This is a genomic window from Blautia sp. SC05B48, assembly GCF_005848555.1.
GTDB lineage: Bacteria > Bacillota > Clostridia > Lachnospirales > Lachnospiraceae > Blautia_A.
This window is the reverse complement of record NZ_CP040518.1, coordinates 1113215-1128635: the sequence shown is the minus strand read 5'-3', so window position 1 is coordinate 1128635 and position 15421 is coordinate 1113215. Positions and strand designations below refer to the sequence as shown.

Genomic DNA, 15421 nt, shown 5'->3' with positions numbered 1-15421 from the left:
GCATATATTTGAGATTTTACAGAAAAAATTAAAACAACATAAAAAATTGCACAAATCAAGTGATCATAAAAGCCTGAAAGTTGTCATTTATCTGGAAGAGAGGCAAGTATTAAATATAAATATTCTATTTTTATTTGATTCAGATATGCGAGGAGACGGGAAATATCCATATTGCTGACATATTGGAGAGAGCTGTTGTGATCAATGTAATAAAAATTGGAAGATATGATGCAGGACAGAGATGACGGCGAAAGAAGGTGGCAACATAACGCGATGGGTATTTTACTCTGGAGAAAGAATTTAACGGAATTGCATATAATTTCTGAAACAATTTAACATACAATTCACAAATCTTTATCTCAACCACGATATCTGAACAGCCGGAAAAGTTCTATACTACAAACCATGCGAGCGAGAGAAGAGAAAGGAGATAAGTAATGTCAGAAATTGCACTCAGAAATGTATGTAAGCAATTTGATTCAGAGCATTACGGTGTGAAGGATTTTAACCTTGATATACATGACAAAGAGTTTGTGATCTTTGTAGGTCCGTCCGGATGTGGAAAATCTACTACTTTGCGTATCATCGCAGGTCTGGAGGAGATTACAGACGGTGAGCTGTGGATCGACGGTGAGTTTTCCAATTATCTGGAACCAAAGGAGCGTGGAATGTCCATGGTTTTCCAGAACTATGCTTTATATCCCAATATGACAGTTTACGGAAATATGGCATATGCCCTGAAGATCCGTAAGCTTCCGAAGGATGAGATCGACAGAAAGGTCCACGAGGTGGCAAAGATCCTGGAGATCGAGCAGCTTCTTGACCGGAAGCCGGCAGCTCTTTCCGGCGGTCAGAAACAGCGAGTTGCCATCGGAAGTGCAATTATCCGGAAGCCGAAAGCCTTTCTCATGGATGAGCCCCTTTCCAACCTGGATGCAAAGCTTCGTGCCCAGATGCGTGTGGAGCTTGTAAAATTACATAAACAGCTGGATACCACTATTATTTATGTAACACATGACCAGACAGAGGCCATGACTCTTGGGACTAAGATCGTGGTCATGAAGGATGGTCTGATCCAGCAGGTGGGAGCACCTCAGAGTATTTATGACAATCCGGTAAATCTTTTCGTGGCAGGCTTCCTTGGTTCTCCGTCTATGAACTTTTTCCGGTGTACGGTAAAAGCAGAAGAAAATAATCGCACGGCTCTTCTTCTGGATGATGCCAAAACTGTGAAAAAGGTTTATCTGGACGGAACCAGAGGAAAACAGATCGCAGACAGATATAATGGCAGACACGTGATCCTTGGAATCCGTCCGGAGGATATCTACGAGCTTGCTGAGGCGAAAAAGCTTGGTATTGAAAATAAAAGCGTAGATGTAGATGAGCCTGTAGTAAACCGCGAGATGCTGGGAGCGGAAGTGATCCTCTATTTTGATGAGCAGGGCAAAACCCTGGCAGTCCGCTTAAGTCCGGAAAATCAGACACAGGTAGGGGAGAAGGTTTCTCTGTATTTTGATATGGAGAAGGCCCATGTGTTTGATCCGGAGACAGAAGAAAATATTTTTGTGTTATGAATTTATGTCACGGAAGAGCTTGAGTGCAGGCAGATCAGCCTGTAGATAGAATCTGATTATGCAAGGAGGAGAAATAGTTATGGGAAATAACAGCAAAAGCAAGATCACACCGTACTTATATCTGGTGCCTTGTATGCTTATTTTTGGAATTTTTCTGTTTTATCCGTTTGTGAAAACAATTTATTTAAGTCTTTACAAGACCAACAAGATGGGACAGGCAAAGCTGTACGTTGGTCTGGGGAACTATAAAGAACTGCTTCAGTCAGCATCCTTTATCAACAGTCTGAAGGTGACGCTGATCTTTGTGCTGATCGTTGTGGTCGGCGGCATGCTTCTTGGTCTGATCGCAGCAGTGCTTTGCAACAAGGCGTTTCCGGGAATCCGGGTGTTCAGTACATCTTATGCTCTGCCAATGGCTATTGCATCCAGTTCTGCGGCAATGATCTTCCAGATCATGCTCCACCCGGCAGTAGGTATTGTGAACAAACTTACCGGCCTGGATATCAACTGGCTGAACGATCCGAATACTGCTCTGATCTGCGTAGCCATTCTTACTGCGTGGCTTAACAGCGGGATCAATTTTCTGTATTTTTCCGCAGGACTCGGAAATATTGATGAGACCATTTATGAGAGAGCTTCTGTGGATGGAGCCAGCAGCGTGCAGCAGTTTTTCAGCCTGACGCTTCCGGGACTTTCCCCGATCATGTTTTACACACTGGTGGTAAATATCATACAGGCATTTCAGTCCTTTGGACAGATCAAGATCCTGACGGAGGGTGGTCCTAATGAGTCTACCAATGTTATTGTTTATTCCATTTACAGGGATGCGTTTTTTAACTATCGCTTCGGAAGTGCGGCAGCCCAGTCTGTTATCCTGTTTGTGATCATCATGATCATCACACTGATCATGTTCCGTATTGAGAAGAAGGGAGTGAATTACTGATGAGCCAGATAGAAAATATGGCAGTCCCGGCAGTGGGAAACATGTCAAAAGAGGAGCTTCTGGAGCTGAAAAAAGCCATGAATGCAAAAGCTCTTGCAAAAAGAAGGACAAGAACAGCACTCCGTGTTACAGCAAATGTTGTGTTTGCAGTTCTGATCCTGCTTCCATTGCTTTATGCCATCAGTATTGCACTGATGCCTTCCGGTGAATTGTTTACAACAGAGTTGAATCTCTTTCCCAAGAATCCGACCTTTTCCAACTTTATCAATGCATTCCGCACCGTTCCGCTTCTCCGATTCATATTGAATTCCTTTATCATGGCGGGATGCATTACCATCGGACAGATCATTACCTGTTCTCTTGCTGCTTTTGCGTTTTCTTTCCTGGAATTCAAAGGAAAAGGTATTCTCTTCATGGTTGTGATGGCAACCATGATGGTTCCGGGAGAGGCAACGATCATTTCCAATTACCTTACTGTATCAGGCTGGGGAATGCTGGATACCTATCAGGTACTGATCGTGCCTTACCTTACATCCGCAATGGGAATTTTCCTGTTCCGTCAGTTTTACATGACTTTCCCGATCTCACTGTACGAATCGGCAAAGCTTGACGGCTGCAGCAATCTGAAATTTATCGTAAGGATCCTGCTTCCGCTGACAAAATCCGCTATCGGAGCTATGGCAGTGTATACCTTCATCAATGCATGGAATATGTACATGTGGCCGTTGCTTGTAACAGGCTCCAACAATATGAGAACGGTTCAGATCGGTATCAGTATGCTGGACAGTGTGGATTCACAGTCCATCACCCTGATGATCGCAGGCGTTGTTATGATCATCATTCCGTCCATTTCTATCTTTATCATTGGACAGAAACAGCTGATCAGAGGAATGTTTTCGGGCGCAGTCAAGGGCTGATATCGGAGCAGGCAGCAACCCTGCAGCATCCTGCTGTAAGGGAAAAAATATTGCAAAAAGATACTGCAAAGTCGTAAGACAAGCAGTTCATCTTATATAAAAAAATGAAAAAAGAGAAAATTTTCAAGAGGAGAAAAAAGTTATGAAGAAAAAAATCATCGCAGCTTTCCTTACCACAGCAATGACCATCGGTTCTCTTTCCGGAGTAACTGTATTCGCCGCAGATGCCGGTACAGATGAAATAGTGGAAATGGCAGATGCTTCTGATGTAGACGGAACTACCATTACCTTCTGGCATTCCATGGGTGGTGTCAATGGTGAGGCAATCGATACACTGGTAAAAAAATTCAATGATGAGAATAAATACGGAATTACCGTAGATGCTCAGTATCAGGGTGAATATGATGACTCCCTGAATAAGCTGAAAAGTGCACAGATCGGAAACATGGGTGCGGATCTTGTACAGGTATATGAGATCGGAACAAGATTCATGATCGATTCCGGATGGATCGTGCCTATGCAGCAGATGATCGATGCGGACAGCTACGATGTATCTGAGATCGAGCCGAACCTGGCTGCATACTACACCATCGACAATGAGCTGTACTCCATGCCGTTCAACTCTTCCACACCGATCATGTATTACAACAAGGACATGTTTGACAAAGCAGGAATCACAGAAATTCCGGACAGCCTGGAGGGCATCGGTGAGATCGGACAGGATCTTCTGGACAAAGGCGGCGCAGGCGAGGTCATGTCTCTTGGAATCTATGGATGGTTCTTCGAGCAGTTTATCGGAAAGCAGGGCCTTGAGTATGCAAACAACGGAAACGGACGTAAAGAGGCTGCAACAGCAGTTGCTTTTGATGAAAACAGTGCTGCAAAGAATATCCTTACAGCATGGAAGGATCTTAACGACAAGGGCTTCGCACCGGTCGTAGGAAAAGGCGGCGATGCAGGTCTGGCAGATTTCTCCGCAGGAAAATCTGCGATCACACTTGGCTCCACAGCTTCCCTGAAACAGATCCTTCAGGATGTAAACGGAAAATTTGAGGTTGGTACTGCATACTTTCCGAAGATCAAATCCAGCGATGAGGGTGGTGTTTCCATCGGAGGTGCATCTCTCTGGGCACTGAACAACAACGATCCGAAAAAGCTTCGTGCAACATGGGAATTCGTAAAATTCCTGATCTCTCCGGAGTCTCAGGCTTACTGGAACGCACAGACCGGATACTTCCCTGTAACTGTAAAGGCTCAGGACGAGCAGGTATTCAAGGATAATGTTGCAAAATACCCGCAGTTCCAGACAGCAATCGACCAGCTTCATGATTCTTCCGCAGACTATGCAGGTGCTCTGTTAAGTGTATTCCCTGAGGCAAGAGCTACAGTAGAGTCTGAGATCGAGAGCATGCTCAACGGAAAAGAGGATGTGGATACAGCTGTGAAAAACATGGCAGATTCCATCAACAAATCCATCGAAGAGTATAATCTGGTGAATGAATAATTCGAAAAGGCGTGGAAACTGAAAAAGAAAAATAAATATATACAGCCAAAAATCCCCGGGTAAACTCCTGGGGATTTTTGCTACAGTCACGGAAAAAAACATCCTGACAGGAAAATATCAGGAGAAAAATCAGAGGAATCTCTGGACGTAAGAGTATATATTGGCTATAATAATGAAGTTAATATCTACTCCTCAGGAAGGAAGAAAAATCTGTGAATAGAAGTAAAAGAGAAGATTATAAGAGATTTGTGGTATTTTGCCTCGCAAGTCTGATCGTGATCGCACAGGCAGCGATCTTTGCTTATGTATGGTATGATTTTTACAGTGACCTGATCCTGAAGCCATTCTGGAGAAAAGGTAACTGGGTAATGATCCTGATCTATGCGCTGATCTATCTGATGTTTGCCAAGCTTTACGGAGGTCTGAAGGTAGGCTATCTGAAGAGGATCGATGTATTTTATTCACTGACGCTGGCAACGATCTGTACCAATGTTGTGACGTATTTTCAGATCACACTGATCAACAGATGGTTTATGTCGGTCAGACCGGTGATCGAAATGACCGGAGTCCAGCTTATTGTGACGGTACTGTGGATCTGGGGTTCCAGGTATATTTACTCCAGACTGTACGGAGCCAGAAGGCTGCTGGTGATCTACGGAGACCGTGATCCCGGTGATGTGATCCACAAGATGAACACCCGAAAGGATAAATACGATATCAGCGGTAAGGTTCATATCCGTGAGGGCGAAGAGAAAATCCATGCCATGATGGAAGATTATGAAGGCGTGATCATCTGGGATCTTCCATCCCAGATCCGAAACAGGTATCTGAAATACTGTTTTTCTCATTCCATCCGCTGCTATATGAGTCCGAAGATTTCCGATATCATCCTGCTTGGAACAGACAGGATCCATCTGTTTGATACGCCGCTTCTGATGTGCAGGAATCAGGGACTTTCCATGGAGCAGCGTGCAGCCAAGAGAGTTCTGGATATCATTGTTTCCGGACTTGGGATCATCGTATCCTCACCCATCATGCTGATCATTGCCATTGCGGTGAAGGTTTATGACGGCGGTCCGGTATTTTATCTCCAGGATCGTCTTACCTATCAGGGAAAGGAGTTCCGCATCCGGAAATTCCGAAGCATGTGTGTGGATTCCGAGAAGAACGGGGCACGTCTTGCGTCCAAGCATGATTCCCGTATCACACCGGTAGGACATGTTCTGCGTAACCTGCATCTGGATGAGCTTCCCCAGCTGTTTAACGTTTTTATGGGTGATATGTCTCTGGTAGGTCCACGTCCGGAACGAGATGTGATCATGCAGGAATATGAGCAGGAAATCCCGGAATTCCACTATCGTCTTAAGGTAAAAGCCGGACTGACCGGTTATGCTCAGGTATATGGCAAATATAACACCACACCGTATGATAAGCTGAAGCTGGATCTGTTTTATATTGAAAATTATTCATTCCTTCTGGATATCAAGCTTCTGTTTATGACTGTAAAGATCTTTTTCCAGAAAGAAGTTTCCGAGGGCGTGGATGATAATCAGAAGAACGCTCTTAAGGATTCCGAAGACAAAAAATAAGCAACGAAACGAAATGCGTGTCAGGCTGCGGCAGATCATCCTGACGCGCATTTTGTGGATAGAGAGGACGGAGGTTGTTTTTATGGAAAAACCGTTGGTTTCCGTAGTGATGCCCGTATATAACGGGGAAAGATATATTGGAAAAGCGATCGAATCAGCACTGGGACAGGAGGTTCCGGTAGAAGTGCTGGTCATTGATGATTGTTCTGCAGACGGCACGGAGCTTGCTGTGATGAAATATATGGACAGCGGAAAGATCCGTTATATCCGAAATGAACAGAATATGGGTGCTGCCCGTTCCAGAAACCGGGGCGTGAAGGAAGCCCGGGGAAAATATATCGCATTTCTGGATGCGGATGACTGGTGGGAAAAGGGCAAGCTGAAAGCCCAGACTGAGGTTATGGAACAGACCGGCTGTGCAATCTGCTCCACCGGAAGAGAATTGATGACGCCGGATGGCCGCACTACCGGCAAATATATTCCAGTAAAGGAACGGATCACATACAGGGAGCTTCTGAAGCATAACAGCATCAACTGTTCTTCCGTATTGCTGCGCAGAGAAGATGCACTTGCGTTTCCAATGGAGCATGATGACAGCCATGAAGATTACATTACCTGGCTCCGGATATTGGGAAAGGGAGGATTTGCAGCAGGGATCAACAGACCTTACCTGAAATACCGGCTCAGTGAAGAGGGAAAATCCAGAAACAAGCTGAAGTCTGCGGCAATGACTTATCAGGTGTATCGGTACGTGGGATATGGTCCGCTGAAGAGTCTGTTTTTCTTTGTTTCCTATGCGTTCCACGGGATATGGAAATACCGTTGAAAAATTCTGGAAGAGGTGAATAATTCTGACATATATTAATTTTTTATTTCCAAATTCATAAATATATGTTATTATTTATTCATACTTTTATCAAATATTACAAGGTGGAAACAAATGAAACAGAGAACGGATAGCCAGGGAGTCCCGTATTCTTACCTGGTCGATAATATTAAAGTAGTACTGATCTTTCTTGTCGTATTTAATCATCTGATCGCATTTCAGCTGGTCAAGGTGGACATGGTGGTGCGTTATGTATGGTATGGGATCACCATTTTTCACATGCCTGCTTTTATTTTTATATCCGGATATCTTTCCAAGAAGCCACAGGATGTACTGAAGAATGTGAAGAATCTGCTGATCCCTTATATTCTTGGATACAGTCTGACCTGGTATGCGTATATCTGGACCGGCAGAAGCATGGATTATGAACTGCTCCGTCCGTCCGGAACAGTTATGTGGTATGTGCTGGCACTGTTTATCTACAGGCTGACTATCGAAGCACTTGGCAAGATACGTTTTATCGTGCCTCTGAGCATTATTTTTGCATTGTGGGCAGGAACAAGACCGGAATTTACGACCTATCTTTCAAGCTCCAGGATCGTTGTATTTTTTCCGCTTTTTGTGGCAGGCTATTTGTGGAAGAGTGATTACACAGATGTAGTCCGTAAATTCAAGGGCAAATGGATCCTGATCCTGGTTTCAGCCCTGCTTTTGTATGCAGTTCCGAATTTTATGATCGCCAATGAGATTCCGGTAGATATTTTCCGCGGGAATCATACGTATCAGTTATCGGGAATGGATGATATCACGGGAATGCTGATCCGCCTTCTGATGTATCTGGTATCTTTTGTGCTGGTTCTGACGTTTCTGGCACTGATCCCGGATGTGAAGCTGCCGGTTACCTTTATCGGAAGAAATACCATGGGGATCTATTTTTTCCATTATCCGATCATGATCGTACTCAACGGTCTGCTTCTTCTCAGCATCCCGCAGATGCTGAATGTCTGGGTGCTTTTCGGAGTATCCTGGGTGCTTGTGCTGATCCTTGGAAGCAAGCCGGTATCTTTCCTCTACGGAGGAGTACTGAACCTGCTTACATTTATTCTGTTCAAACGTGAGAAGCAGGTGCAGGATGAAGGACTTGAGGATGAATATGATGAAGATGACCGTTATGAGATCATACTGAAAAGAAAGAAAGCCATTGAGGAGCTTGCGGCAACTCTGGACGAGGAGGATGCGCGGAAGGTAAAGGATGATGTGGCGGCTGTACTGGAACGTGAGACAGAAGAACAGGAAGAGATCCGTGACGAGGATTTCTTTGTAGATGAGAATCTTGAGATGGAGGACGGCATGGATGATGCCGGAGCTCCACAGGAATTTGAGCAGCTCCAGGACCTGGATGATATATTAGAGATTACAGAACCGCAGGGGGAAATGGAAGTGCTTTTGAAAAATAAAGAAGAGAAAGCGCAGGATTAAATTAATAATGAAAAAAGTCATTACTTACGGTACCTTTGATCTGTTCCACCAGGGACATTACAATATTCTGAAAAGGGCCAGGGAGCTGGGGGATTACCTTATTGTGGGTGTCACCAGTGAAAGCTATGATATCGAACGTGGCAAGCTGAATGTACAGGACAGCCTTCTGAAGCGTATCGAAAATGTCCGCAAGACGGGTTTTGCGGATGAGATCATTGTAGAGGAATATCAGGGGCAGAAGCTAAATGACATTACAAAATACAATATCGATCTTCTGGTAGTCGGTTCGGATTGGCGTGGCAAATTTGATTATCTGAAGAATTACTGTGAGGTCGTTTATCTGGAACGTACCAAAAATATTTCCAGTACCAAGCTCAGAAGTGAGGGTATGATCTACAGCATGGGCATTGTTACGGATGATGCAGAGGACAACGAAATGGTGATGGAGTCCAAGTACGTCAGCGGACTGCATGTAGAAAGTGTGTATTCCGAGGACGTTTTTGTTGCGAGAGAATTCTGTGACAGATACGAACTTGACTCTTATGGTACAGATTACGGACAGTTTCTGGAAGGACTGGATATCGTTTATATCCGATCCGGTCTGAAAAACAGGGCAGATTATATCCGAAAGGCACTGGAATGTGATAAATATGTGATCAGTGACACGCCTATGGCTCTGGAACCGGAAGAGATAAGAGAGCTGTTTGCACTGGCAAAGGCACATCAGGTTGTTCTGGTAGAGAAGCTTACCATGGTCTATCTGCGTGCTTTTACGCAGCTTGTCTGGCTGACACATGGAGCGCTTGTGGGAGATGTGGTAGCTGTAAAATGCGCGATTTCTCAGGATGATTTTGAGGGCGGAAAGAATTTCAGCGAAACAGTCAGCCAGGCGCTTTGTGCATGTATCAAGCTTCTCGGTAAGGATTATCTGGATGTGAAGACCAATGCGGTGAAGAGCAGTGACGGCAGCTTTATTTATAATACGATCACGATGAAGTATCTCCGGGCACTGGCGACCATTGAGATCGGAACAACGGTGGATGTGGAAAACGAGCTTGTGATCATCGGGACCAGGGGCCGTATCACCGTACCCGGTGACTGGTGGAATACCGGATATTTTGAAGCCAAAATAGAAGGTCAGGAATTCCTGAAACGCTACAGCTTTAATTTTGAGGGAAATGGTCTTCGTTATCTGCTTCAGGAGCTGGTCATCATGATCCGTGACAGACGGACAGAATGTACGAGAATTTTTTATGAAGAATCAGAAACTCTGGCTGAGCTTTTGAAAATAATTAATCAAAGAGGTTGACAGATGACAGAAAAACAGAAGCTTCTTTTGCAGCTCTTCCGGGAGGTTGATGCGATCTGCAAAAAGCATGATCTTAGATATGTAATGGCCGGAGGTACTCTGATCGGTGTTCTTCGAAATGAAGGCTTTATCCCATGGGACGATGATGTGGATATCTACATGCCCAAAAGTGACTGGGATAAATTTGTAGAAATATGTCAGAACGAGATGCCGCCGAACCGGGCGATTTATTGTGCAGAAGTGGACCGTAATTATACCAACGGTTTTCCGCGCTACGGAAGTACGGATACCTGTGCGATCCACAAGCATCAGATCATAGGAGACGACAAAGCTGGTGAGATCATTGACGTACTGACTCTGGATCCCATTCCGGATGATGACCGTGAGTATGAGAAATATCGGGACCATATGATGATCTATACGGAACTTCTGAATATCAGCATGGTCGTGGGAACCAGATGGGAAATTTCTCCCTGGCGATATCTGTACTGGCTTTTCCGCTATACCTTCTGCGGAAAGGACAGAACCTTAAAGAAATTGGAGAAGATCATGTTTTCCTATAAAGAAGAGGAGTGCAGCCGCTATGCCATGCGATGGGGAGGCTGCCCGTTTCTTTTTGACAAGGATATGATGTTCCCTGTAAAATATATGGACTTCGAGGGCGAAAAGGTTATGATCCCTCACAGGACCAGTGATTATCTGATCTGGCATTACGGGGACGAATGGTCCTATATACCGCCTCATGGGGAAAGGGAATCTCATGAGTCTGTTGATGTTCCGGGCACCGGCTATCAGGAGGTGCGAGATGAATATATGCCAAGGATCGACAAAAAACGTATCCGCAGACAGATGCTTTTCCGCAAATTCTACTGCCTTTTAATGGCAAAGGGAGACCATAAACAGGATGACAGACGAAGAAGGATCAAAGCCGGTGTTGTAGCCCGGGATGTGTCTGCCCGGCTGATGAGATCCGAAAAAACAGCGGAGACCCTGCTGAATGAGAGAAGATATGATGTGCTTGGTGAGATCTTTGAGGAGTATTACCGTGTACAGCTCAGCATGGAGTTTATTGGGCGTGAGGATTTTAACGGGATCCGTCCGTTCTATCATCCAATCCTGATCCCGCTGGAGGATGAGGCTTTTCAGGCGGCTATGCTGACACTGATCTATCAGGAGCGTGTTTCCAAGGCATACCGTATGTACGAGGTACGCAGGAAGATGGATCATCTTACTCCAGAAATGGAGCAGACAGTGGAGGATATCCGCCGTTTCCGAAAAGCAGCCAGCCACTATGAATTTAAAGAAATGCAGGAAGCAGAGGCGATCGTGGATGATCTTCTCAGAAAATATCCGGATGTTCCGGGATTTCTGAAATTTAAATGCCGGTTTGTGATGGAGCGCCTGGAAGGACCGCAGAATGCTTCGGAAGCGGAGAAATTTCTGTCTTACTGCCTGAGAGCATTTCCCCAGGATGGATATTTTATGAAATATAAGGGCGATCTTCTCTGGAAAAAGGGCCTCCGGAACGAAGCAATGGCAGAGTATCTGAAAGCCAGAGAATGCACCAATAACGGCATTGTGCAGCTGGAACTTGATAAATTCCTGAAAAAACAGAAGTCCCAGGCGATCCGGGACTGTCGGGATCTGCTTGGAAGCCAGAGAAGATCAGAAGCGCTCTCTCTGATGGAATTCTGGAGCAGACTGATGCCGGAGGACGAGGAGATCAGAGGCGTTTTTTATCTTGCAAAGGTATCTTCCGTCCGTACAAAAGGGGAACTGGAAGAGCTGGTGAGAGAGCTTTGCAAAGAGCTTGGGACCACCGGCGATTCTCCAAGGGAGGGAACCCTTGAGGAGCCAGTGTACAAAGAGGCACTTACCTGTGCATGGCAGAGATTTGGCTATCCCAAAGCACTGGCAGAGGGCCGTACCAGGATCCTGTGCAGTGAGGAAGAGGGCGAGATGGAATATCTGGCAGAGGAGATCCGCAGCCTTCTGGTCCACAAGGAATGGCAGGGAGAGGTATACAAGCTTCTGGGAGATATCCGGAAGAAACAGGGGCGTACCCGGGAAGCTTTCGAAAATTATTTCATGGCACTGGATCATGAGATGCATCCCTATATAAAAAATGAGCTTTCCAGGATCTTCCTGGAGGATCTTTACGATGGGAGCCGGCGGACCAGATTTTTCGCAAAGAAAGCTGACGTGACAGAATTTCTGAACAGCTGGCTGGAGAAGTATAAAAGTCAGGAAGAACTTCAGAAGCTTCTGAAGCGGATCCTGTAATGACAGATCAACAGAAACGAGGCAGAGTGTATTGAACAGAGAACAGCAGAAAGTACTGGAACTTCTAAAAGAAATAGATACCATATGCAGAAAAAATAAGATCACATATTATCTTTCTCCGTATCTTACCCTCTGTGCGGTAACGGAGCGTCCTTTTCCCATGAATCCGGCAAGCAATGATATTTATATGAAGACCGGTGATATGGCCAGATTTAAAAATATCTTTGATGAAGAACCGGAGCTGCGCAGAGCTCTGGAATCTATGGAGAATAACAGCCGGTTCCCCGGATTTTTTCTGCGTTATACAGATAAAGATACGTTGTTTTATAAGCTGGACGAGTACGGAAAATACAAACATCCGGGACTGGGGATCAATATCCTTCCGCTGCAGTGTGAATATGGCCCAAAGGGAAAATATCTCTGGAACCGTATGCGCGAAGATGGATGGAAAAGGATCTACGGAAAAAAAGGCGAGTGGCGAAACCGGCGTGAGCTGGGATGTATCTGGATGGTGCGAGTCCTTTCCCTGTGCGGACGAGGCTGGCTGGCAAAGAGCATATTCCGGGATCTGCTCCGGCAGCCGCAGGATGGCGCAAAAACCTATGTACTCCGATATTTTGACCAGAATCTTTATTTTCCTGCGCATATTTTTGAAAATCCCGGGGAGGCAATGCTTGGAGGAGAATCCTTTATGGTCCCGGGAAATACAGACAGCTATCTCACCCGGGCCTACGGCAAAAATTATCGAAATAAGTCAATGGAAAATTATGTTCCCGGCTCGCTGGTGGTGTGCAGCACACTGATCCCATGCGAGGAATTTCTGCAGCAGTCAAAGGAGCTGAAGAAATTTGCTTCTGTCAGGAAGAAAAGGGAAAAGCGCAGGCAGTTTGGAATGAATTACCGGGAATATCTTGCACAATGCTGGGATTATGCCAAATTCTGCGGGGAAAAATATACCTGTGCACTGGCTTATCGCAAAAAGCTCAGCTATATCCGGAATCTCTTCAAAAATGAAGATTATGTGGAACTGGAAAAAGCATTTGCAGGATATACCAGGATGAATGATCGCTGTCTGAAATATGAAGAAGCATTTGAAACAGATCCGGAGGTTTTTGACCTGTATCTTAAGTATCTGGAAAAAACAGGAAGGATCTCGTATATGGAGAAGGTAAAAAAATATGTCTAAGGTCAAACTTACAGATTATGTTGTGGAGTTTTTGCAGAAAAAAGGGATCCATGATTTTTTTGGATATCAGGGAACCATGATCGCACATCTGGTAGATTCCATTGAGAAGAATCCCCATGTAAGAAGTCATTCCAGCTATCATGAGCAGGGAGCTGCTTTTGCTGCCTGCGGTTATGCTCAGGCAAAGAATGCCTGCGGCTGTGCCTATGCCACCAGCGGTCCGGGAGCTGCTAATCTGCTTTCCGGTGTGGCAGATGCGTATTTCGATTCTCTTCCGGTGATCTTTATCACCGGACAGCTGAATACCTATGAATATTCCGGTATTACAGGCCTTCGTCAGCAGGGCTTTCAGGAGATCGATATGGTTTCCATGGCAAAGCCGGTAACCAAGTACGCGGTGCAGGTCCGTGATCCGAAAAATATCGTCCGTGAACTGAATCTTGCATGGCAGATCGCTAATACAGGACGGAAGGGGCCGGTTCTTATCGATCTTCCCATGAACGTGCAGAGAGGCGAGGTGGAAGATCCGGTTTATGATATGGAATTTTCCGAGGAAGAGATCGAGACAGCTGTATATGGAAAAAATGATCCGGAAAACGGGGCAGCCTTTTACAGGGATGCAGTTGCAAAGGCGGATTCTTCTGATGGAGCAGAGGCGGCAGAATATATTCTGAATAAGATCAGGACTGCAAAACGGCCGGTATTTATGATCGGTCACGGAGCTTCCGGAGAAGCAGAAAAAATGCTCACAGATCTCGCACGCGCCCATCACATTCCGGTGATCACAAGCGTACTTGCCCGGTCTGCACTGAGCTTTGATGATCCTCTGAACTTCGGGTGCATCGGCGGTGCCTACGGACACCGGTATGCAAATATGATCGCCAATGCAAAAAGCGACCTTCTGCTCTGCTTTGGAATTTCCCTGTGTACCCGTCAGATTGGTACTAAGGTTCATGAGTTTGCGAAGAATGCAGAAATCATCCGTGTGGATATTGATCCTTATAATCTTCAAAGAGAGATCCATGAGGAAAGAGAAGGTGAGAAATGCTTTTGCGTCAGCGCAGAGACTGTGGTGCGTAAGCTGACAGATCAGCAGGCACAGATCGGTTCCTATGAGGAATGGCTTGCTGTCTGCCAGAAGATCCGTAAGGAACTCTGGAAAGTGGACGATGAGACACCGCAGCGCTATCCGAACCGCATGATCGCATACTTGAGTGATCAGCTTTCCGATACCGGAGCTGTTGCTGTGGATGTGGGACAGCATATGGTCTGGAGCTATCAGTCCTTCCATAATCAGCAGGGGCAGAAGACCCTTTTTTCCGGCGGACATGGTGCTATGGGATATGCACTTCCGGCGGCTATCGGAGCTTATTATGCTACCGGTAAGCCGGTGGCATGTATCTGCGGAGACGGAGCCTTCCAGATGAATATCCAGGAACTGCAGTGGGTGAAGCGCGAGAATATCCCGGTGAAGATGATCGTAATGAATAATGAGGCGCTGGGAATGATCCGTCATCTTCAGAGAGATTATTTTGACTGTGTATATGCGGATACCTCCGATGGCAGCGGATTCTCGTCCTGCGATTTTACAGATGTGGCGCAGGCCTACGGAATTCCTGCAAAGCGCATCCAGGGAGAAGACGTGGAAAAATATGCCGGTGGATTCCTGGAGCAGAATGGACCGGAACTTCTGGAGATCATGCTGGAGCATGGAACCTACGCATACCCGAAAACCTGTCTGGGTGAGCCGATCCACAATCAGCAGCCTTATATACCGAAACCGATATTTGATGAACTGATGGAGCTGTAAA

Annotated in this window: 11 protein-coding genes; all 11 read left to right on the top strand. The window is 45.6% G+C overall.

Features of this window, described 5'->3' with window-relative positions; genetic code table 11:
- Window positions 1-437: 437 nt before the first annotated feature.
- The 11 genes from EYS05_RS05135 to EYS05_RS05085 all read left to right on the top strand — a co-directional run bounded on the left by EYS05_RS05135 (window position 438) and on the right by EYS05_RS05085 (window position 15420).
- Window positions 438-1574 (top strand): ABC transporter ATP-binding protein, encoded by a 1137-nt coding sequence (locus EYS05_RS05135; RefSeq protein WP_138276745.1) that lies wholly within the window; start codon window positions 438-440, stop codon window positions 1572-1574.
- Window positions 1575-1653: 79 nt separating this feature from the next.
- Window positions 1654-2517: a carbohydrate ABC transporter permease gene (locus tag EYS05_RS05130; protein WP_118625108.1), complete on the top strand. Its 864-nt coding sequence runs from the start codon at window positions 1654-1656 to the stop codon at window positions 2515-2517.
- Entirely contained in the window at window positions 2517-3434 is a 918-nt protein-coding gene (locus EYS05_RS05125) for a carbohydrate ABC transporter permease (protein WP_118515818.1), read from the top strand. The genes EYS05_RS05130 and EYS05_RS05125 overlap by 1 nt, the downstream gene beginning before the upstream one ends.
- Window positions 3435-3576: 142 nt before the next feature.
- Window positions 3577-4938 (top strand): ABC transporter substrate-binding protein, encoded by a 1362-nt coding sequence (locus EYS05_RS05120; RefSeq protein WP_138276744.1) that lies wholly within the window; start codon window positions 3577-3579, stop codon window positions 4936-4938.
- Between the two features lie 212 nt (window positions 4939-5150).
- Entirely contained in the window at window positions 5151-6527 is a 1377-nt protein-coding gene (locus EYS05_RS05115) for a sugar transferase (RefSeq protein ID WP_138276743.1), read from the top strand.
- A gap of 82 nt (window positions 6528-6609) precedes the next feature.
- Complete coding sequence (locus EYS05_RS05110; RefSeq protein WP_138276742.1) at window positions 6610-7353, top strand: glycosyltransferase family 2 protein; 744 nt, start codon at window positions 6610-6612, stop codon at window positions 7351-7353.
- Between the two features lie 114 nt (window positions 7354-7467).
- Window positions 7468-8832 (top strand): acyltransferase family protein, encoded by a 1365-nt coding sequence (locus EYS05_RS05105; protein ID WP_138276741.1) that lies wholly within the window; start codon window positions 7468-7470, stop codon window positions 8830-8832.
- Between the two features lie 7 nt (window positions 8833-8839).
- Window positions 8840-10141: an adenylyltransferase/cytidyltransferase family protein gene (locus EYS05_RS05100; protein ID WP_118515823.1), complete on the top strand. Its 1302-nt coding sequence runs from the start codon at window positions 8840-8842 to the stop codon at window positions 10139-10141.
- Window positions 10142-10144: 3 nt separating this feature from the next.
- Window positions 10145-12424 carry a LicD family protein gene (locus EYS05_RS05095; RefSeq protein ID WP_138276740.1) on the top strand — a complete coding sequence of 760 codons (2280 nt, stop codon included), beginning with the start codon at window positions 10145-10147 and terminating at the stop codon, window positions 12422-12424.
- Between the two features lie 31 nt (window positions 12425-12455).
- The gene (locus EYS05_RS05090; RefSeq protein WP_118515825.1) at window positions 12456-13610 is read left to right on the top strand and encodes a LicD family protein; all 1155 of its coding nucleotides are present in this window, start codon (window positions 12456-12458) and stop codon (window positions 13608-13610) included.
- On the top strand, window positions 13603-15420 hold the full coding sequence (locus tag EYS05_RS05085) for a thiamine pyrophosphate-binding protein (protein WP_138276739.1): 1818 nt from the start codon (window positions 13603-13605) through the stop codon (window positions 15418-15420). Before EYS05_RS05090 ends, EYS05_RS05085 begins: the two co-directional genes overlap by 8 nt.
- Window position 15421 lies beyond the last annotated feature (1 nt).